General features: G+C 66.8%; 19 protein-coding genes and 1 pseudogene. 8 read left to right on the top strand and 12 right to left on the bottom strand.

From position 1 onward, the window contains the following. Positions 1–99 (top strand): annotated as a pseudogene (locus A9X01_RS01570) (transcription elongation factor GreA); the annotation flags it as partial. Positions 100–175: 76 nt separating this feature from the next. Here the strand turns inward: A9X01_RS01570 and A9X01_RS01565 are convergent. The 4 genes from A9X01_RS01565 to A9X01_RS01550 all read right to left on the bottom strand — a co-directional run bounded on the left by A9X01_RS01565 (position 176) and on the right by A9X01_RS01550 (position 4,634). Next, positions 176–1,330 (bottom strand): cystathionine gamma-synthase, encoded by a 1,155-nt coding sequence (locus A9X01_RS01565; RefSeq protein ID WP_065118984.1) that lies wholly within the window; start codon positions 1,328–1,330, stop codon positions 176–178. 33 nt (positions 1,331–1,363) lie between these two features. Next, positions 1,364–2,032 carry an RDD family protein gene (locus tag A9X01_RS01560; protein ID WP_065118983.1) on the bottom strand — a complete coding sequence of 223 codons (669 nt, stop codon included), beginning with the start codon at positions 2,030–2,032 and terminating at the stop codon, positions 1,364–1,366. A gap of 76 nt (positions 2,033–2,108) precedes the next feature. Next, positions 2,109–3,503 carry a cystathionine beta-synthase gene (locus A9X01_RS01555; RefSeq protein ID WP_065118982.1) on the bottom strand — a complete coding sequence of 465 codons (1,395 nt, stop codon included), beginning with the start codon at positions 3,501–3,503 and terminating at the stop codon, positions 2,109–2,111. 63 nt (positions 3,504–3,566) lie between these two features. Next, a complete protein-coding gene (locus tag A9X01_RS01550) occupies positions 3,567–4,634 on the bottom strand; it encodes an alpha/beta hydrolase (protein ID WP_065118986.1) in 1,068 nt (355 codons plus the stop codon). A gap of 221 nt (positions 4,635–4,855) precedes the next feature. On the opposite strand from A9X01_RS01550, the gene A9X01_RS01545 reads away from it, so the two are divergent. Both A9X01_RS01545 and A9X01_RS01540 read left to right on the top strand, forming a co-directional pair. Beyond that, on the top strand, positions 4,856–5,803 hold the full coding sequence (locus tag A9X01_RS01545) for an SGNH/GDSL hydrolase family protein (RefSeq protein ID WP_155771868.1): 948 nt from the start codon (positions 4,856–4,858) through the stop codon (positions 5,801–5,803). Between the two features lie 48 nt (positions 5,804–5,851). Beyond that, on the top strand, positions 5,852–7,069 hold the full coding sequence (locus tag A9X01_RS01540; RefSeq protein WP_065118980.1) for an acetyl-CoA C-acetyltransferase: 1,218 nt from the start codon (positions 5,852–5,854) through the stop codon (positions 7,067–7,069). A gap of 68 nt (positions 7,070–7,137) precedes the next feature. Here A9X01_RS01540 and A9X01_RS01535 read toward each other — a convergent pair whose 3' ends face one another. Beyond that, positions 7,138–7,992 carry a hypothetical protein gene (locus A9X01_RS01535; protein ID WP_065118979.1) on the bottom strand — a complete coding sequence of 285 codons (855 nt, stop codon included), beginning with the start codon at positions 7,990–7,992 and terminating at the stop codon, positions 7,138–7,140. A 210-nt stretch (positions 7,993–8,202) separates the two neighbouring features. Beyond that, positions 8,203–9,033, bottom strand: coding sequence for a Bax inhibitor-1/YccA family protein (locus A9X01_RS01530; protein ID WP_065118978.1), 831 nt, complete (start codon positions 9,031–9,033; stop codon positions 8,203–8,205). Positions 9,034–9,281: 248 nt separating this feature from the next. Between A9X01_RS01530 and A9X01_RS01525 the strand changes: the two genes are divergently transcribed. The 3 genes from A9X01_RS01525 to A9X01_RS01515 are packed head-to-tail and all read left to right on the top strand — an operon-like array spanning position 9,282 to position 12,885. Beyond that, entirely contained in the window at positions 9,282–10,331 is a 1,050-nt protein-coding gene (locus A9X01_RS01525; RefSeq protein ID WP_065118977.1) for an enoyl-CoA hydratase/isomerase family protein, read from the top strand. Between the two features lie 23 nt (positions 10,332–10,354). Beyond that, complete coding sequence (locus tag A9X01_RS01520) at positions 10,355–11,128, top strand: enoyl-CoA hydratase (protein ID WP_065118976.1); 774 nt, start codon at positions 10,355–10,357, stop codon at positions 11,126–11,128. Continuing rightward, the gene (locus A9X01_RS01515) at positions 11,125–12,885 is read left to right on the top strand and encodes an alpha/beta hydrolase (protein WP_065118975.1); all 1,761 of its coding nucleotides are present in this window, start codon (positions 11,125–11,127) and stop codon (positions 12,883–12,885) included. The genes A9X01_RS01520 and A9X01_RS01515 overlap by 4 nt, the downstream gene beginning before the upstream one ends. Here A9X01_RS01515 and A9X01_RS01510 read toward each other — a convergent pair. Together A9X01_RS01510 and A9X01_RS01505 are read right to left on the bottom strand one after the other, a co-directional pair. Beyond that, positions 12,882–13,274 (bottom strand): rhodanese-like domain-containing protein, encoded by a 393-nt coding sequence (locus tag A9X01_RS01510; protein WP_065118974.1) that lies wholly within the window; start codon positions 13,272–13,274, stop codon positions 12,882–12,884. The two genes, A9X01_RS01515 and A9X01_RS01510, sit on opposite strands and share 4 nt — an antisense overlap. Further along, entirely contained in the window at positions 13,274–13,852 is a 579-nt protein-coding gene (locus A9X01_RS01505; protein ID WP_081282145.1) for a cysteine dioxygenase, read from the bottom strand. The genes A9X01_RS01510 and A9X01_RS01505 overlap by 1 nt, the downstream gene beginning before the upstream one ends. Before the next feature lie 116 nt (positions 13,853–13,968). Between A9X01_RS01505 and A9X01_RS01500 the strand changes: the two genes are divergently transcribed. Together A9X01_RS01500 and A9X01_RS01495 are read left to right on the top strand one after the other, a co-directional pair. Further along, complete coding sequence (locus A9X01_RS01500) at positions 13,969–14,415, top strand: lipoprotein LpqV (RefSeq protein ID WP_216638882.1); 447 nt, start codon at positions 13,969–13,971, stop codon at positions 14,413–14,415. 106 nt (positions 14,416–14,521) lie between these two features. Further along, positions 14,522–15,577 (top strand): patatin-like phospholipase family protein, encoded by a 1,056-nt coding sequence (locus A9X01_RS01495; protein WP_065118971.1) that lies wholly within the window; start codon positions 14,522–14,524, stop codon positions 15,575–15,577. A 10-nt stretch (positions 15,578–15,587) separates the two neighbouring features. Here A9X01_RS01495 and A9X01_RS01490 read toward each other — a convergent pair whose 3' ends face one another. Genes A9X01_RS01490 through A9X01_RS01475 form a run of 4 tightly spaced genes read right to left on the bottom strand, consistent with a single transcriptional unit; the run spans position 15,588 to position 18,936 of the window. Next, complete coding sequence (locus A9X01_RS01490) at positions 15,588–16,454, bottom strand: patatin-like phospholipase family protein (RefSeq protein ID WP_065118970.1); 867 nt, start codon at positions 16,452–16,454, stop codon at positions 15,588–15,590. A gap of 11 nt (positions 16,455–16,465) precedes the next feature. Further along, positions 16,466–17,347 carry a class II glutamine amidotransferase gene (locus A9X01_RS01485; protein WP_065118969.1) on the bottom strand — a complete coding sequence of 294 codons (882 nt, stop codon included), beginning with the start codon at positions 17,345–17,347 and terminating at the stop codon, positions 16,466–16,468. A gap of 12 nt (positions 17,348–17,359) precedes the next feature. Continuing rightward, entirely contained in the window at positions 17,360–17,833 is a 474-nt protein-coding gene (locus A9X01_RS01480; protein WP_065118968.1) for an SRPBCC family protein, read from the bottom strand. 38 nt (positions 17,834–17,871) lie between these two features. Beyond that, a complete protein-coding gene (locus A9X01_RS01475; protein ID WP_155771867.1) occupies positions 17,872–18,936 on the bottom strand; it encodes an NAD(P)H-dependent amine dehydrogenase family protein in 1,065 nt (354 codons plus the stop codon). Positions 18,937–19,010: the final 74 nt, after the last annotated feature.

Genomic DNA, 19,010 nt, shown 5'->3' with positions numbered 1-19,010 from the left:
CTGATCGACGCCAAGGTCGGCGAGACCCGTAGTTACAAGGTGCCCAACGGCAATACCGTCGAGGTCACCCTGGTCAGCGCGGAGCCTTACCACTCCTGAGCGGGTTTCCCGCGAGCAGACGCAAAAGCCCCCGCACGCACGGCGTGTCGGGGGCTTTCGCGTCTGCTCGCGGTGGTTAGGCGAGTGCTTGCTCGAGGTCGGCGAGTAGGTCAGCGACGTCCTCGATGCCGACGGACAGCCTGACCAGATCATCAGGCACCTCCAGCTGCGAGCCGGCCGTCGAGGCGTGGGTCATCGCGCTGGGATGCTCGATGAGCGACTCCACCCCGCCCAGGGACTCGGCCAGGATGAAGATCTCGGTCTTGGCGCACAGCTTCTCGGCCGCCGCCCGGCCGCCGGACATCCGCACCGAAACCATGCCGCCGAACCCGCTCATCTGCCGGGCGGCCACCTGGTGGCCGGGGTGTCCTTCTAGACCGGGATAAAGCACTGCGCTCACCGACGGCTGCTCGGACAGGTATTGGGCGACGGCAGCGGCGTTTTCGCTGTGCCGCTGCATCCGCAGCACCAACGTCTTCAACCCGCGGATGGTCAGATACGCGTCGAACGGTCCCGGCACCGCGCCCGCGCCGTTCTGCAAGAACGCGAACGCCTGATCCAGTTCTTCGTCGTTGGTGACGAGGGCGCCACCCACGACGTCGGAGTGCCCACCGATGTACTTAGTGGTCGAGTGCAGCACGATGTCGGCGCCGAGGGTGAGCGGCTGCTGCAGCGCAGGGGAAGCAAACGTGTTGTCCACCAACACTTTTGCGGTACTGTCCGCGCCCAGTTGAGCGATGCCCGCGATGTCGGCGATGGACAGCAGCGGGTTGGTCGGCGTCTCCACCCAGATCAATCGGGTGCGCGGTGTGATCGCCGCGCGCACCGCGTCCAGATCCGACAGCGCAACCGGCGTGTACTCCACGCCCCACTGCGAGAAGACCTTGTCGATCAGACGGAAGGTGCCACCGTAGGCGTCGTCGGGGATCACCACGTGGTCGCCCGGGCGCAGGACGGAGCGCAGCACACAGTCGGTGGCCGCCATGCCGGAACTGAAGGCCCGCCCGAAAACGCCCTCCTCCATCGCGGCCAGCGACGCCTCCAGCGCGGAGCGGGTCGGGTTGCCGGTGCGCGCGTATTCAAACCCGCCGCGCAGGCCGCCGACGCCGTCCTGGGCGAAAGTGCTGCTGGCGTAGATCGGGGTGTTGACGACGCCGGTCGCCGGGTCCGGACGGTAGCCCGCGTGGATCGCTCTGGTGGCCAGTCCGGTGCGGGTGAAGTCTTCAGTCATCGACGGTCAGCCTAGTCCGATGGCCGCCCCTCGTCAGAGCGGCAAGCAGACCGTCGTCATGATCTTGTCGGCCAGCGTCTGACGCTTCTTGTCCCACAACGGGAACAGGAAACCCACGTAGCAGATGATGGCGTCAACGAAGTGCGCGATCTGGCGCACCAAGGACATCCCGAAGCCCAACGGCTCCCCGCTGACCTCGCTGACCACCTTGAACTTCATGATCGACTTGCCGATGCTCGACCCGGTGGTGCCCTGCTTGTAGCCGTAGTTCCAAACCACATAGGCCAGGATCGCCAGCGATGCCAGTCCCTGGGCCAGGAACCCGATGATCGAGTCCTGCGTGTAGCAGTACTGAGCCACGTCGTACTGAGTGACGCTGGTCGTGCACGACTCTTGCTGGGTCACCATGGCGATCACCCACGCGATGCCGTAGACGACGACCACCGGCGCGTAGTCGATGAGGAACGCCAGCACCCGGGTCAGCCACGGCGTGTAGGACTCGGTGGGCAATTCCTTGATCGCCGGTCCCGGCGGTGGTGGCGCATATCCGCCGGCCGACGGAGGCGGCGGCGGGTAGCCCCCTTCCGGCGGCGGCGGAGGAGGCGGCGGACTCGAGCCGCCCGCGGGCGGAGGGAACCCACCGGCCGAACCTGGCGGCGGAGGCGGGGGCGGGTACGAACCGCCGGGCGGCTGATCGGTCATGGGGCAACCTTCCAGAACGGACTAGCTGAACTAAGGCGCATACAGTACCCGAGCACCGAGACGCAGGTCACAGCGATCAGCGTCGCCGCGTTCCCTCCGAAAGGAAACCCAGCAGGTCGTATCGGGTGATCACGCCGACGGGCTTACCCTCTTCCACCACCATCAGCGCGTCCCAGTCGCGCAGCGCCTTGCCGGCCGCGCTCACCGATTCGCCAGCACCGATCAGCCGCAGCGGGGGGCTCATGTGTTGGGACACCGCGTCGGCCAGCTTGGCCCGCCCCTCGAAGACCGCCGACAGCAGCTCGCGTTCGGAGACGCTGCCGGCAACTTCACCGGCCATCACCGGCGGCTCGGCACCGACCACCGGCATTTGCGAGACCCCGTACTCGCGCAGGATCCCGATGGCGTCACGCACGGTTTCCGACGGGTGGGTGTGCACCAGGTCGGGCAAAGCACCCGACTTGCGCCGCAACACGTCACCAACGGTGGATTCCGCAGTCGAACCGTCCAGCGGGCTGCGCAGGAACCCGTACGACGACATCCACGCGTCGTTGAAGATTTTGGCCATGTAGCCGCGGCCGCCGTCGGGCAACAGCACGACGACCAACGCGTCCGGCCCGGCCTGCTCGGCCACCTTGAGCGCGGCGACGACGGCCATTCCGCACGAGCCGCCGACCAGCATCGCCTCCTCGCGGGCCAGGCGCCTGGTCATGTCGAAGGAATCCGAATCCGAAACGGCAATGATTTCGTCGGGAATCGACGGGTCGTACGCCGCCGGCCAGAAGTCCTCGCCCACCCCCTCGACCAGATAGGGCCGGCCGGTGCCTCCGGAGTACACCGAGCCCTCGGGGTCGGCGCCGATGACCCGCACCCGCCCGTCGGAGACCTCTTTGAGGTAGCGGCCGGCGCCGGTGATCGTGCCGCCGGTGCCGATGCCGGCGACGAAGTGAGTGACCATGCCGTCGGTGTCTGCCCAGATCTCCGGCCCGGTGGTCGCGTAGTGGCTCGCCGGGCCTTCGGGGTTGGAGTACTGGTCGGGCTTCCACGCACCGTCGATCTCGCGAACCAACCGGTCGGAGACGCTGTAGTAGCTGTCCGGATCCTCGGGCGGGACCGCCGTCGGGCACACCACGACCTCAGCACCGTAGGCGCGCAACACATTTCGCTTGTCTTCACCGACCTTGTCAGGGCACACGAACACGCATTTGTATCCACGGCGCTGCGCGACGAGCGCGAGCCCGACACCGGTGTTGCCGGACGTCGGTTCGACGATGGTGCCGCCCGGCTTGAGCGCTCCACTGGCCTCCGCGGCGTCGATCATCTTGACCGCGATCCGGTCCTTGGAGCTACCGCCCGGGTTGAGGTATTCGACCTTTGCGGCCACGGTGCCGGCGCCTTCGGGGACGACGGAGTTCAGGCGAACCAGCGGCGTGCCGCCGATGAGGTCACTGAGGTGCTGGGCGATTCGCATGCGCCTATGGTCTCAGGCGCTGGCGAGCGGTGCACTTGGGCCAACCCTGCGGGCACCGATTCGCTAGCCGGTGGCCTCGCGGATGTACTCACCGATCTGGCGCAGTGAACGGATCGCCTCGGGCAACAACGGCGCGGCGACCTGGAAGTCGTGCACCTGCCCCGGCCAGACTCGAACCTCGGCGGGTACGCCGGCCGCGGCCAAGCGGGTCGCCGCCAACTGCGCGTCGTGCAGTAGCACCTCGGAGCCGGACACGTGAATCAGCGTCCGCGGCAGCCCCGGCTCGATGTGATCCAGGGGCTCATAAATTTCCTCCGGCTTACCGTTAACCTTGTTTTTAGCGGCACAGCTAGCAACCAATTCGCCGAGGGCATCAAAAGCCTTTGAGGGGAACATCGCGTCCGTTTTGATGTTCGGATGCGATTGCTTTTGTTCCTTTGCCAGCTGCAGCAGGGGCGAGATGGCCACCAGGGCCGCCGGCTCTTCACCTTCGCGCTGCAACCGCTGCGCAAGGGACAGCGCGAGGTACCCGCCGGCGGAGTCACCAGCCAGCACGATCTGGTCGGGGTCGTATCCCAACAGCCGCAGCCAGCGGTATCCGTCGTAGCAGTCGTCGAGAGCCATGCCGATGGAATGCTTGGGCATCAGGCGATAGTTGACAACCAGAATCGGCGCGTCAGCAAACTTTGACAACGCCTCGACCAATCGGCCATGTGAGTTTGCTCCACAAGTCAGGAACGCACCACCGTGCAGGTAGAGAACCACCCGACGGGTGCCGTCCGCCGGCAAGACGCCGGGCGCCCGAACCAGCTGTGCGCAGGCATTGGGCAGCGATACCTCGGCCCTGACAGCGTCGGTAGCCGGCAGCAACACGCGGGCAGCCTGGTCGATGAGACCCCACGGAAACGGTAGATGAGGGACGTAGCTACCGACCGCCAAGAAGGGCCGGATCGTCACGCGCGACGCAAGCGTGGCTAATCGCCCAGCGACCGTCGGTCCGGACTCGAGAACCTCGACTGGCGCGCCGTCGCTGATGGCGAACCTGCGGGCTTCAAGTCTACGAGCCTTCAACGCGTCGCGCGGGCGAATGGCGACTCTGGGTGCGCCAGATACCTCACTTGGTGCAGTCATGCTCAACACTTCCTACGCCGTTGTAGTCCGATACAGCATGTGACGAAGAAGCTGAGTGGTTGGTTCAGCACCCTCGCGAACTTAGCTTGACAGTCCTTTACCCACTCAACATTCTTTTATTCGCTTTTGATACCGCATCTGTTTCACACCGTAACCGCTTTGTTCTTCAGCTACCCCCGAAATCAGCACAACCGTCCTAAACTGGTGCCGTGGGCATGCACGTGCCGCGGCGTTCAACGATCGCTTTGGCCACAGCCGGTGCACTCGCCTCGACAGGCTCGGCCTATCTGGGCGCACGCAACCTGCTGGTTGGTCAGGCGATCCATGTGCGCACCGTGATTCCGAAGAAGTGGGAGGCGCCGCCCCGCGCCGATGGCGTGTACAGCCCCGGCGGCGGACCGGTGGAACGGTGGCGCAGCGGGACTCCGTTCGATCTGCACCTGATGATCTTCGGCGACTCGACGGCCACCGGATACGGCTGTGCCACCGCCGAGGAGGTACCGGGCGTGCTCCTCGCACGCCGGCTCGCCGAGCAGACCGGCCTACGAATCAGGCTGAGCACCAAAGCGATTGTCGGCGCGACGTCCAAGGGCGTCTTGGGTCAGGTCGACGCCATGTTCGTGGCGGGCCCGCCGCCGGACGTCGCCGTCATCTTGATCGGCGCCAACGACATCACCGCGCTCAACGGCATCGGTCCGTCGGCGCAGCGGTTAGGCCTTTCGGTGCGCAAACTGCGCAACCGCGGTGCGGTGGTGGTGGTCGGGACCTGCCCGGATTTCGGGCTGATCACCGCAATACCCCAGCCACTGCGTTCGGTGGCGCGCACGCGTGGCCTGCAGCTGGCTCGAGCGCAGGCGGCGGCGGTCCGAGCGGCCGGTGGGGTGCCGGTGCCGTTGGCGCACCTGCTGGCCCCGAAGTTCCGGCAGATGCCCGATCTGATGTTCTCCGACGACCGCTATCACCCGTCGGCCGCCGGGTACGCCGAGGCCGCCGACCAGTTGCTGCGGGCACTGTACGAAGCACTGCCCGAAAAAATCGGGACTCCGCTGCCGGAATTGCCCGATGCCGTGCCGGTGACGAGCGCCCGAAGCAGCCGTCGCGCGTTGGCCGCAAAGCTATGGCGCCGGCCGGTGGCGACAGGCGCGGCGGCCGCCGCTGCATTGGGGTAAACCGTCGGACTAGGCTCGGCTTCGCCGCATTCATATGGAGGAGCCGTCATGCCGGAAGCTGTCATCGTTTCAACTGCCCGCTCGCCGATCGGCCGCGCCATGAAAGGCTCGCTGATCAACATCCGGCCCGACGATCTGGCCGCACAAATGGTGCGTGCCGCTCTGGATAAGGTTCCGGCGCTCAACCCGCACCAGATCGACGACCTGATCATGGGCTGCGGCCAGCCTGGCGGCGAATCAGGTTTCAACATCGCCCGCGTCGTCGCGGTGGCACTGGGCTATGACTTCCTGCCCGGCACCACCGTCAACCGGTACTGCTCGTCGTCCCTGCAGACCACCCGGATGGCCTTCCACGCGATCAAGGCGGGTGAGGGCGACGCCTTCATCTCCGCCGGTGTGGAGACGGTGTCGCGATTCGGCAAGGGCAACGCCGACGGCTGGCCGGATACCAAGAACCCGTTGTACGACTCCGCGCAGGAGCGCACGACCGCCGCATCCGCGGGCGCCGAGGAATGGCATGACCCGCGCGTCGACGGGAACCTGCCCGACATCTACATCGCGATGGGTCAGACCGCTGAGAATGTCGCACTGCTGACGGGTATCAGTCGCGAAGACCAGGACCACTGGGGCGTGCGCAGCCAGAACCGGGCTGAGGAGGCGATCAAGAGCGGGTTCTTCGAGCGCGAGATCGCCCCGGTCACGCTGCCGGACGGAACGACCGTCACCACCGATGACGGACCCAGGGCGGGGACGACGTACGAGAAGATCAGCGAGCTTAAGCCGGTGTTCCGGCCCAACGGCACGGTGACTGCGGGCAACGCCTGCCCGCTCAACGACGGCGCCGCCGCCGTCATCATCACCAGCGACACCAAGGCCAAGGAACTCGGCCTCAAGCCGCTGGCGCGCATCGTCTCCACCGGCGTCAGTGGCCTGTCTCCCGAGATCATGGGTCTGGGCCCGATTGAGGCGTCCAAGCAGGCGTTGGCCCGCGCCGGCATGTCCGTCAATGACATCGACCTGTTTGAGATCAACGAGGCCTTCGCGGTGCAGGTGCTCGGCTCCGCGCGTGAATTGGGGATCGACGAGGACAAGCTGAACGTCTCCGGTGGAGCGATTGCCCTGGGCCACCCGTTTGGCATGACCGGCGCGCGGATCACCGCCACGCTGCTTAACAACCTGACGACGCACGACAAGACGTTCGGTTTGGAGACCATGTGTGTCGGTGGCGGCCAGGGCATGGCGATGGTGATCGAGCGGCTGAACTGAGTCTTTCAGTGCGTTGACTCTGCGTTGGTGGCGGCGAATGTCGAGTAGCTCGCGCCGTCAGCGCAGAGTCAGCGCTTGGCCGAGGCGTCCCAGGCGCGTCTGACGCGGCGAATCACATCGGCGGGCCGGTGGCGGGAGACCACCCTGACCACGGTCCAGCCGACGCGGTCGATGTACTCTTTGCGGTCGACATCCCAGGCGTACTGCGACGGGTCGGTCCAATGCTGGTCGCCGTCGTACTCGGCGGCCAGCATCATGTCTTGCCATCCCATGTCGAGGAAATATCGGGGAAAGCCGTCGGGCCCTGGCACCGGGATCTGCGTCTGTGGCTTGGGAAAGCCGGCGCCGATCAACAGCAGTCGCAGCCACGTTTCCTTCGGCGATTGCGCCCCGCCGTCGACGAGCTCCAGCGCTGCGTGGAGCTGGCGCAGGCCGCGGGTGTGCGGATGGCGGGCGGCCAGCTCTGCGACGTCGGAGACCTTGAAGTCAGTGGCGGCGGCGAGCGCATCGAGGCTTGCGACGGCGCGCCCGAGCCTTCCGCGCCGGCCTAGGTCGAAAGCGGTGCGCTCGGGGGTGGTCACCGTAAGGCCGTGCAGTTGCTGGGCTTCGCCGTCCAGCAACAGCTCGTCGCGCGTCACGACGAGCGGCGGCGTTCGCGCGTTTCGCCAGATCAATTCGATCGGTGCGGCTTGATCGACCCACTTCGAGCCGTGCATGGCTGACGCGGCGGCGCCGGCAATCACCGACTGGCACTGTGACCACAGCCAGGCCGCGACGGTGCGTTGATACAAAGTCGGCTCGACCCGTTTGTCCAGGTAGATATTCGGCATGATCGCCCGGTAGTACCTGCGCAGTTCGTACCTGGTCAGGTGGCCCGCGGCCACGGCTTCACTACCGATAAAAGGCTCGCGCTCGTAGGCCATGGCGGCATGGTGGCAGCGCCTACCGACACCCGCGCTGACTCTGCGCTCAGGGCGCAATAGTGCGAGTGCGCTGCACCATCAGCGCAGAGTCAACGCGGCGGGCGGCACCATAAGCGGGCCTCGCGCCGCGCCGACAGCGCGGCCCGAGCCACACCCACACCAAAGAAAAAGCCGGCACGCAAGACGCGTGCCGGCTTTGCCCGTAAGGAATTAATCGTTCTGCAGATAGCTGAGCAGTCGCAGAATCTCCAGGTACAGCCAGACCAGCGTGACGGTCAGACCCAGGGCGATTCCCCAGGCGGCCTTGTCCGGTGCGCCGGCGCGGATCATCTGGTCGGCCGCGTCGAAGTCGATCAGGAAGCTGAACGCGGCGATCCCGATGCACACCAGCGAGAAGATGATTCCGATCGGACCGGCGCTGCGCAGGCCCAGGCCTTCGCCGCCGCCGACGTTGAACATCGCCAACACGAAGTTGCCCAGCATCAGCACCAGCACGCCGAACATCGCGGCAACCAGCATCCGGGTGAACTTGGGCGTAACGCGGATGGCACCGGTCTTGTAGACCACCAGCATCCCGAAGAACACACCCAGCGTGCCGAGTACCGCCTCGCCGATCAGCACACCCGCATTGGCGGAGCCCACCGAGAAGTTGGCCAGCACGAATGAGATGGCACCCAGGAACAAGCCCTCGAGCGCGGCGTAGCTCAACACGATCGCCGGGTTGTCCTGCTTACCCCCGAAGGTCGCGATCAGCACCAACGCCAGACCACCGAACGCACCCACCAGGGTGAGCGGCATAGCGAGGCTGAGGTTCGTGGCAACCAGGAAATAGGAAACAACGGCCGTCACCGACAGCATGGCCAGCGTCAAGCCGGTCTTGGTGACGACGTCGTCGATGGTCAGCGGCCGCGAGACCCTGCCCTGCTGGTAGGGGGCATAGGGGTCAGCCGGGTAACCGGTCTGCACTCCCGTGCCGAATTGCGCATATCCACCCGCCTGCTTGGGCAGCGAGCGAAATACGGGGTTACTTGTCTCCCGCACCGTCGGATCCTCTCTTAGATGCTGTGGCTTCGAGCTGTGCGAACAACTGCTCAACGATCAGTGGTCCGCCCGAGTTCCCAGCGGAGCTGCTGTTTTCTGGTGGTCCAGCACCTTCCTACCTCGTCTGGATCAACCTAAACCTTAGCCCCGCGGGCATCGCCGAGCGAGTCACGATCTAGATTGCACGTCAAACTCATGGGCAGCTTTCACCGAACCCATGGACGGATTCCGGCGAGGGGAGACGAGGCGTGACTGGGGCCGTAACAGGGGAATCCGACGAAGTCCTGACCAGGGTCGAGGGCAATACCGGTTACCTCACCCTGAATCGCCCCAAGGCCATCAACTCGCTGAATCAGACGATGATCGACCTGCTCAGCGCGGTACTGATCCGGTGGGAGCGCGACGAATCGATCCGCTCGGTGGTGCTCTCCGGAGCTGGTGAACGCGGACTGTGCGCCGGCGGGGACGTCGTCGCCCTGTACCACAGCGCGCGCAAGGACGGGGTTGACGCCCGCCGGTTCTGGCGCGACGAGTACCTGCTCAACGGTCGGGTCGGCCGGTTCGCCAAGCCGTACGTGGCACTGATGGACGGGATCGTAATGGGCGGCGGCGTCGGCGTCAGCGCGCACGCGAACACCCGGGTGGTTACCGACACCGCAAAGGTCGCGATGCCCGAGGTGGGCATCGGATTCGTCCCCGACGTGGGAGGCACGTATCTGCTCGCCCGGGCGCCGGGCAAGTTGGGCCTGCACGCCGCGCTGACCGGAGCCCCGTTCAACGGCGCCGACGCCATAGCGCTGGGATTCGCCGACCATTACGTGCCCCACAGCGACCTCGATGCGTTCGCCGCGGCGGTCGCCACCGACGGGGTCGAAGGCGCGCTGGCCCGCTACGCCGTCGAGCCGCCGCCGAGCGAGCTTGCCGCACAACGGGAATGGATCGACGAATGCTATTCCAAGGACAGCGTCATCGACATCGTCGAGACGCTCAAGGCACACGACGCCGAACCGGCCAACGAGGCCGCCAAACTGATCGCCACCCGCTCCCCCATCTCCCTTTCCGTCACCTTCGAAGCGGTCCGGCGCGCCGCCGACCTCGAGACGCTGGAAGATGTTCTGGTGCAGGACTATCGGACGTCTTCGGCGTCGGTACGCTCGCATGACTTCGTGGAAGGCATCCGCGCCCAACTGGTCGACAAGGACCGCAACCCGAAGTGGTCACCGGCGGATCTGTCCGATGTCACCGTGGCGGACGTGGCCTCCTACTTCGAACCGGTCGAAGACGACCTGACGTTCTAGAGACGCATCGGAGAGGTAACCGCATGGCATACGAAACCATCCTCGTCGACCGCGAGGACCGCGTCGGCATCATAACCCTGAACCGGCCCAAGGCACTGAACGCGCTCAACAGCCAGGTGATGAACGAAGTCACCAGCGCCGCAACCGAACTGGACAACGACCCAGATGTCGGCGCGATCATCATCACCGGTTCGGCCAAGGCGTTCGCCGCCGGCGCCGACATCAAGGAGATGGCCGAGCTGACCTTCGCCGAAGCGTTCGGCGCCGATTTCTTCGCGCCCTGGGGCAAGCTGGCCGTCGTGCGCACCCCGACGATCGCGGCCGTCGCCGGATACGCGCTGGGCGGCGGATGCGAGCTGGCGATGATGTGCGACCTGCTGATCGCCGCCGACACCGCGAAGTTCGGCCAGCCCGAGATCAAGCTCGGCGTGATCCCCGGCATGGGCGGCTCCCAGCGGTTGACCCGGGCCATCGGCAAGGCCAAGGCGATGGACCTGATCCTGACCGGACGCACCATCGACGCCGCCGAAGCCGAGCGCAGCGGTCTGGTTTCGCGGGTGGTGCCCGCTGACGATCTGCTGACCGAGGCCAAGGCCGTGGCGAACACGATCGCACAGATGTCGCTGCCGTCGGCCCAGATGGCCAAGGAGGCCGTCAACCGGGCGTTCGAGTCGACACTGGCCGAAGGGCTGTTGTACGAACGCCGCCTCTTCCACTCGACCTTTGCCACCGACGACCAGTCCGAAGGGATGGCGGCCTTCATCGAGAAGCGGCCGCCTGATTTCAGCCACCGATGAGCGGTTCCACCACCATCGCCACGGGTGAAGAAGCGGCCGACGACCAGTCGGCCGCACCGCGGCAAACCCGGACCCGGCTGGTCCCGGCTCGATGGTGGGTCCGGAACTACACCTACACCGGGACACTGCTCGGCCTGATCTTCGTCTGGCTGTCGCTGACCCCGTCGCTGTTGCCCCGCGGTCCGCTGTTTCAAGGGGTCGTCAGCGGTTGTTCGGGGGCGATCGGCTACGGGCTGGGCGTGTTCACCGTCTGGCTGATCCGCTGGTTGCGCTCGCGCGACTCCACTCCCCCGGCGCCCGGCTGGGCGTGGCCGCCGCTGATCGTGGTCGGGGCGATCGGCGTCGGGGTGATGGCGATCCGGTTCCACGTCTGGCAGGACGACGTCCGCGACATGATGGGCGTCGAGCACCTGAAGTGGTACGAGTACCCCTACACCGCCGCGCTGTCGATGATCGTGCTGTTCACTCTTGTCGAGATCGGCAAGTTCGTCCGTTGGCTCATCAATCTTCTGGTGGCACAAGTGGACCGGATTGCGCCATTTCGTCTTTCGGCGGCCATCGTGGTCATCGGGCTGATGGTGCTGACCGTCAGCCTGCTCAACGGCGTGGTGCTCAAGTTCGCGATGCGGTCCATGAACGACACCTTCGCCTCGGTCAACAACGAGATGGATCCCGACATCGCGCCGCCGAAGACCAAGCTGCGCTCGGGTGGCCCGCAGTCGATTGTGTCGTGGCAGTCGCTGGGGCATCAGGGCCGCATTTTCGTGGCCGGCGGGCCGTCGATGAAACGGCTCACCGACTTCAACGGGACCCCGGCCATGGAACCGATCCGGGCCTACGCCGGGCTGGATTCCGCGACCGGCATCGACGCGGCGGCCGACCTGGCCGCACGTGAACTTATGCGGACCGGCGGCCTGCAGCGCGCCGTCGTCGCGGTGGCCACCACCACCGGCACCGGCTGGATCAACGAGGCGGAAGCCTCCGCGCTGGAATACATGTACAACGGCAACACCGCGATCGTCAGCATGCAGTACTCATTCCTGCCGAGTTGGTTGTCTTTCCTGGTCGACAAGGAGAACGCGCGGCACGCCGGTCAGGCGTTGTTCGAGGCAGTCGACAAGATGATCCGGCAGATGCCGGAGTTCAAGCGCCCCAAGCTCGTGGTGTTCGGCGAGAGCCTGGGGTCGTTCGGCGGCGAGGCGCCCTTCATGAGCCTCAACAACGTGCTGGCCCGCACCGACGGCGCCCTGTTCAGCGGTCCCACCTTCCAGAACACCATCTGGACCCAGCTGACCAGGACCCGCGACGCCGGTTCGCCGGAGTGGCTGCCGATCTACGACGACGGCCACAATGTCCGGTTCGTCGCGCACCCGGACAATCTGGACCGCCCGAAAACCGAGTGGGGCAAACCCCGGGTGGTCTACCTGCAGCATGCGTCCGACCCGATCGCGTGGTGGACGCCCGACCTGCTGTTCAGCCAGCCGGACTGGTTGCGGGAAAAACGCGGCTACGACGTGCTGCCGCAGATGCGCTGGATTCCGCTGGTCACGTTCCTACAGGTGTCCGCCGACATGGCCGTGGCGGTCGACGTGCCGGACGGCCACGGACACCGCTATGTCGCCAACGTGGCCGACGCCTGGGCGGCTGTGATGTCGCCGCCCGGCTGGACACCGGCGAAGACCGAGCGGCTACGCCCAATGCTGCACGCCAACGTGACGCTGGAAGGCTCCTCCGGCGACAGCTCCGCCGGAGGCTAGCGCCCCACCGGCTCGAGCTCGCGCAGCACGCCCGCGGCGGCCAGGGCGTGGTATCCCCCGATCACGTCGGTGGCGCGGTGCAGGCCCAGATCCAGCAGCGCCGCCGCCGCCAGACTCGAGGTGTAGCCCTCCGAGCAGAGGATCACCCATTCGACGTCGTCATCTACCGCCTCGGGCAGGCGAGCCTCGCTGGTCGGGTCACAACGCCACTCCAGCACGTTGCGTTCGATGACCAGCGCAGCCGGCACCTCGCCCTCGCGGGCCCGCTGCGCCTGCGGGCGGATGTCCACCAGCACCGCCCCGCGGCGCCGCGCCGCGGGTACCTGATCGGCGGGCAGGCGTTGGTAGCGCCGCCGCGCCTCGTCCAGCACTCGGTCGATCCGGCTCATCACGGCCCTTCGGGTTGGTCGGTCAACTCGGTGCGCTGGCGACGCAGCGTGTTGCGGCCGGTCACCTCGTAGTACGACATGGCGGTCAAGGGCGGCGAGTAGGCGTGCACGCTCAAGGTGGGCTCCAGCGGGGGCGCGGGCGTCGTCACCTGCACGGGGGCCGCGACCGGGCGAGGCGCCCACACCACGTCATGCACCCAGCCCAGCGGGAACCCGGCCTGGTCACCGGCATCGAGTCGCCGTCGCCGCAGTTTCCTTCCGTCCCAACGGTATTCGTTGAGGGATCCGGACAGCACGGTCAGCGCCCCCAGCGAACCGCCGTGGTCGTGCAGTTCGGTCGGATGGCCGGGAACCCAACTGATCAGCCAAATGTCGAGTTCTTCGTCGCCGTGGATGCGGGTGAACCAGCGTTCGGTGGCGGGCACGCCGCCCTTCGGGAGCAGGTGGTCACAGCGTCCGCTGAGCACGTCGTCGGCGGCTTGATCGGTGGCGTGCAGCAAATCGGGCACGCGGAGCCGGGTCGGGCCCGGGGAGGGGACGGTCGGTGCGTAGCGAGGCGTGGCGAGGGAGACAGCCATAAAGAGAACTCCGGAGTGTGAAGCGGACAGGGCGAACGGCGGCGCGTCAGGGCCGACAACACTCGCAAAATCCGAACCACTCCTGCACGACAGCAGTGTTGCATAGATTGGGGTTCATGCGTGGGCAGCGGCAATCCTTCCAGCGGGTCACTGTGCTGTCTTGGTTACTGCTCCTCCCGCTGAGTTTGTGGATGGTGGCCGGGTGCTCGGACGGCGGCAAAGGCGGCAGTGCCACCTCCTCGTCGGCACGTCCGTCCGGCGCCGGCGGTTCGCTGCCGGCGGGCGCGATCGGCGTCTCCCCCGGCGGCATCACTACCCGGGTGGACGCGCCCGCGGAATCGACCGAGGAAGAGTATTTCCAGGCCTGCCACGCCGCCAAGGAGTGGATGGACGGTCAGGGCGGCGCCGGGGAGGCGTTGATCGAGCCCTACCTGAAAATGGTTCAGGCTGCCGGATCGGGCGTTGCCGGCAGCTGGAATCAGCGGTGGGCGGACCTGTCGCCGGCGCGCCAGGCTGCGGTGATCGTCGCGGCGCAAGCTGCCGCCAACCAGCAGTGCGGTTGAGGCCGGATAGGCGCCGTCCCGCAATTCCGATCAGGGGTGCATGAAAGTGTCCGCCGAGACCCCGGGCGGCCGTCGGCCAAGGCAGCCGCCAAGGGAGAATGAAGCAATGTCCGGACCGACCCCGCTTCGCCCCCGCGGCTCCGCTGGAACTCGTGTCGCGCTGGCGCTGGGTAGCGGGGGCGCCCGCGGCTACGCGCACATCGGCGTGATCCAGGAACTGCGGGCGCGCGGCTACGACATCGTCGGGATCGCCGGCTCGTCGATGGGTGCGGTGGTGGGCGGCGTGGAGGCCGCCGGACGACTCGACGAGCTGGCCGACTGGGCGAAGTCGCTGACCCAGCGCACCATCCTGCGGTTGCTCGACCCGTCGTTGACCGCGGCCGGGGTGCTGCGTGCGGAAAAAATCCTGGACGCGGTGCGCGACATCCTGGGCCCGGTGACCATCGAGCAGCTGAACATCCCTTACACGGCGGTGGCCACCGATCTGCTGACCGGCAAGTCGGTGTGGTTTCAGCGCGGTCCGCTCGACGCGGCCATCCGCGCGAGCATCGCGATCCCCGGCGTCATTGCCCCGCACGAAGTCGACGGGCGACTGCTGGCCGACGGCGGCATCCTCGACCCGCTGCCGATGGCGCCGATCGCGGCGATCAACGCCGACCTCACCATCGCGGTGAGCCTCAACGGCAGCGAGCCGGGCGCCACCCGCGACGCCGAACCCGGTGTCACCGTCGAATGGCTGAACCGGATGCTGCGCAGCACGACGGCGCTGTTCGACACCAGCGCGGCTAAGGCGCTGCTCGACCGTCCCTCGGCCCGAGCGGTTCTCGGCCGATTCGGTGCGACCATCCCGGATCTGGAGGACGATCCGGATCCGACGGGCGGACGGGATGACGTCATCGATGTGCCGGAGCTACCGCGACTCGGGAGCTTCGACGTGATGAACCGGACCATCGACATCGCCCAGTCCGCGCTGGCCCGCCACATCCTGGCCGCCTATCCGCCCGACCTCCTGATCGAGGTGCCGCGCACCACCTGCCGCAGCCTGGAGTTCCATCGCGCGACAGAGGTCATCGGGACGGGCCGGACGCTGGCCGCTCGTGCCCTTGACGCGTTCGAAAGCTCCGACTTCGAGGACGAGCCGCAACCCGCGATCGAGGGCTGATCAGAGTCCATCAGAGTCCTAGGAACCGCGCGACGGACTCGGCTTCGCGGCGGCCCTGCGCGCGTCCCGCTCTCGCCGAGCCGATCCGGCAGCGTGGATCCAGCGGGTTGGTGCCGAAGGCCGCCAACGAGTCGTCGTCGGCGAACACCGTCAATGCCCGGCCGGCGCGGCGGGTTTGGAAGGTTGTGATCTCGGCGGCCGGGCCCGGCCCGAATGGCGACGGGGCGTCCGCGCCGGCGGGCACCAACACCACCGCCTCGTCGCAGTCGTACGCGACGTCGACGTTGACGGTGCTCTTGACGCCGCCATCCATGAAGCGCCGATCGCCGATGGTGACCGGCGGCCATGCGCCGGGCACCGCACAACTGGCCGCGACCGCATCCACCAAGCCGACGCCGGATTCCCGGTCGAACACCACGAATTCGCCGGTGGCGGTATCGATTGCGGTGACCCGAAGCACCCGGTCGGGCCATTCGTGGGACGGCAGGCGCGCAGCGATCACCTCGCGCCGAACGGGTTCCGGGACGGTCTCGGTAGCTAGTGCCACCGAACCGATGCGTTGCAGCCGACCCTGCAGGTCGTCTGGCCCGCGCAACGCATTCAGGAACAGCCCGGTGATTTGCTCGATGTCGACATTCGGGTCGATCTCCGCCGACGTCTCGGCGGTCTGCCGCTCGTAGAGCGCGTCCAGCGTCCAGCCGCTACCGAGTTGCGCCGCGACCGTCGACCCGGCGGACGTACCGACCAGCACATCGGACTCCACCAGCAACCGGGCGGCCTGCGGGATTTCGTCCGCGATGCCCCGCAAAACGCCTGTCTCCCAGGCAATTCCCGCTACCCCACCGCCGGCCAGCACAAGCGCTCGTCTGGTTGTCACGCCTGCCTACGTTACGGGAGGTGCCGCGTGCCCGGCATCGCGTGCTGCGCGCGAAAGACCGGCTGGCTCAGATCATCCCTGCGAATCAGGTTCCGGGGCGGGTCGGGAAGGGCGATGCTGCGGCTGATGTTCAGGCTGGCGTCGACGTAGACCAGTTCGCCCGGATCGAGCAGGCACCAGCGGGGGTCGTCGTCCATCGGTTCGGTGGCGAACACCACCGACGGCCGCTCGGTCAGCACCTCGCTCTGCGCGTGGATCCTGCTGGTGGACAGGTCGAAATCCGGGTCGCCGTCACGACGTCGGTCCAACATGAACAGCTGATGGGTCTGCGGGTACCGCAGCGCCCACATCTGGGTGCCCATACACAACAAAATGTTGAGGGCGTAGACGGGGACATTGTCGGCGAGCCAGCTGATCGCGTCCACCAAACCGGCTGAGACGTCACCGTTTTGAGCGCGAATGCAGGCGGTGATCAGCGCGAACACCCGCTCGGAGTCGGTTTGGCCCAACACCAGGTCCGAGGTGCCGATTTCGCGGAGCCGTTGGTCGACGACGTCGAGGCCCTCGATCATGCCGTTGTGCGCGAAGAGCCTGCCGTCCTGCAGAAACGGGTGGGTGTTGCGCGCATCGAGCGAACCCGTCGTCGCGTACCGGACATGCGCAATGAACGTGGTGCCGGTCAGTTCGTGCGCCTCGGTGGAGAAGGTCGCGTCCTGCCAGGCGGCGATCGGCTCCTTGCGCAGCCGCGGGCGGCCGTGTTCGTCGAACACCCCGAGCCCGGTGCCGTCGGGATTCTTGCGGCTCTGCTGGGTCAGGCTGTCGGGAGCGTCCAGCAGCCAGAAGGTCGCGGTGACGACTTCCGTACCGGCGTGCAGACCGAAAAGACGACACACGGCGGCAGTCCTTCAGCCGACCAATTGTGCGGACAACTTCTCCAGTACCACCCGCGCGTAGCCCTTCCACATCTTGGCGAACACCGGCAGCAGCGGCGCCGCGCTGGACGACTTCGGGTGCAGCGTCCACTGCCAGTTCACCCGGGTTCCAGTGCCGGCCGGGGTGAAGGACCACTTGCCGTCGACCGTACTGACCAGCGTCGCCAACGGGCCAGTGATGTCGGAGAGCGTGTACCCGAACGACCGTGGCGGATCGAAGCTGGTCTGTGTCTCCTTCACTCGGCCGCCACCGACCATCACCAGGGTTCGGGTCTGCCCGGCCGGGCCCCATTCGCCGCTCTGGTCGCGCACTTCCTTGATCGGCGGGATCACCCCGTACCACTGCGAACAGATCACCGGCAGGGAGATCGCCAGCGTTCCGGCGAATGCGTCCTCGACGGAAACGGGTATCGCACGCCACTGCTCAACTACGACAGACCTTGCCATGATTGCCTTCTGATTCGGAGTGGTTGGATTCTGGCGACTCACCTGGACAGGTGCGGGGCGGCCCGGCCGGTAATGAGCGGCAGGTCGAAGAAGCTCTGGATGCCTGCCGGTGCCGCACAGGTGGCGGGAACGGCGTTGACACAATGCGCGGCGGTCGCGACGATGCCCGGATTGCTGGTGAGCCCTTCCTCGACCGTCTCCGGCTGCCATCCCTTGACGGTGACGAAGGTGTCGGGGTTTCCCCGCACCTCGATCTCGTAACGCTCCCCCGTCGGCTCGAAAGACCAAGGCGGATCGAGGTTTTCCGATCCCATCAACCAGTTCACGGTGATCTGGACGACCGGGATGTCACCGGCCAGGGCCTCCCAGGTGAATCGGCGTCCCGCGACCTGTCCGGGTTCGATCACCCCGATCGGCGAGTCGATCGGGGCGGTTGCGACCGCCACCTCCTGAGACGGGCGGATTTCGGGATCGGCGGCGAAACCCAGCTTGTCGACGATCAGCCGCACCGACTGGAAGAAGCCGCCGTTGAGCAGTTTCTGCATCGGCCCGGTCAGGGCGCTGTCCGGGGAGCCCCCGAAGCCCATCACATAGCGGAGCACGTCCGGGGCCCCGTAGGTCCGCAGGTCCGAAAACTCCTCGGCGCGAACGAAAGTGACGCCGGTAGACATCACCGAGAGCAGCAGCGGGAACAGCTCGGTGGCCGCGCCGGGCCCGATGCCGGCGCCGTGCAGAGTGACGTTTGCGGCTTGGGCGGCGACCTCGAGCGGCGCGGCCTCCTTTTCGGTCGGGTAGAACCAGCCCAGCGGTGTGACCACGTTCTTGCCCGAGCGCAGCAGCGCGGCGACCTCGTCGACGCTGGGCAGCAACGGCGCGTAGATGACGGCGTCGGCGTCGAGCGTGAGGATGTCGTCGATGTTGTTGGTCGCGGTCACCCCCAGCGGCGGCCCGCCGATGAGATCGCCGACGTCTCTGCCGCTCTTGGCCGGCGAATGCACCCAGCACCCGACGAGCTCGAGCTCTGGGTGCTCCAACACCCCTTTGATCGCTGCCCTCCCGACGGACCCCGTTGCCCATTGCACGACCCGCAGTGTCATGGTCACCTTTCTACCGCGACTTTTTAGCGCGAGCAGACGCTAAAGCCCCTGTTTCGGCACGAAACCGGGGGCTTTAGCGT

This window comes from Mycobacterium asiaticum, assembly GCF_001668675.1.
GTDB classification, from domain to species: domain Bacteria; phylum Actinomycetota; class Actinomycetes; order Mycobacteriales; family Mycobacteriaceae; genus Mycobacterium; species Mycobacterium asiaticum_D.
This window is presented reverse-complemented; position numbering and strand designations above follow the sequence as displayed.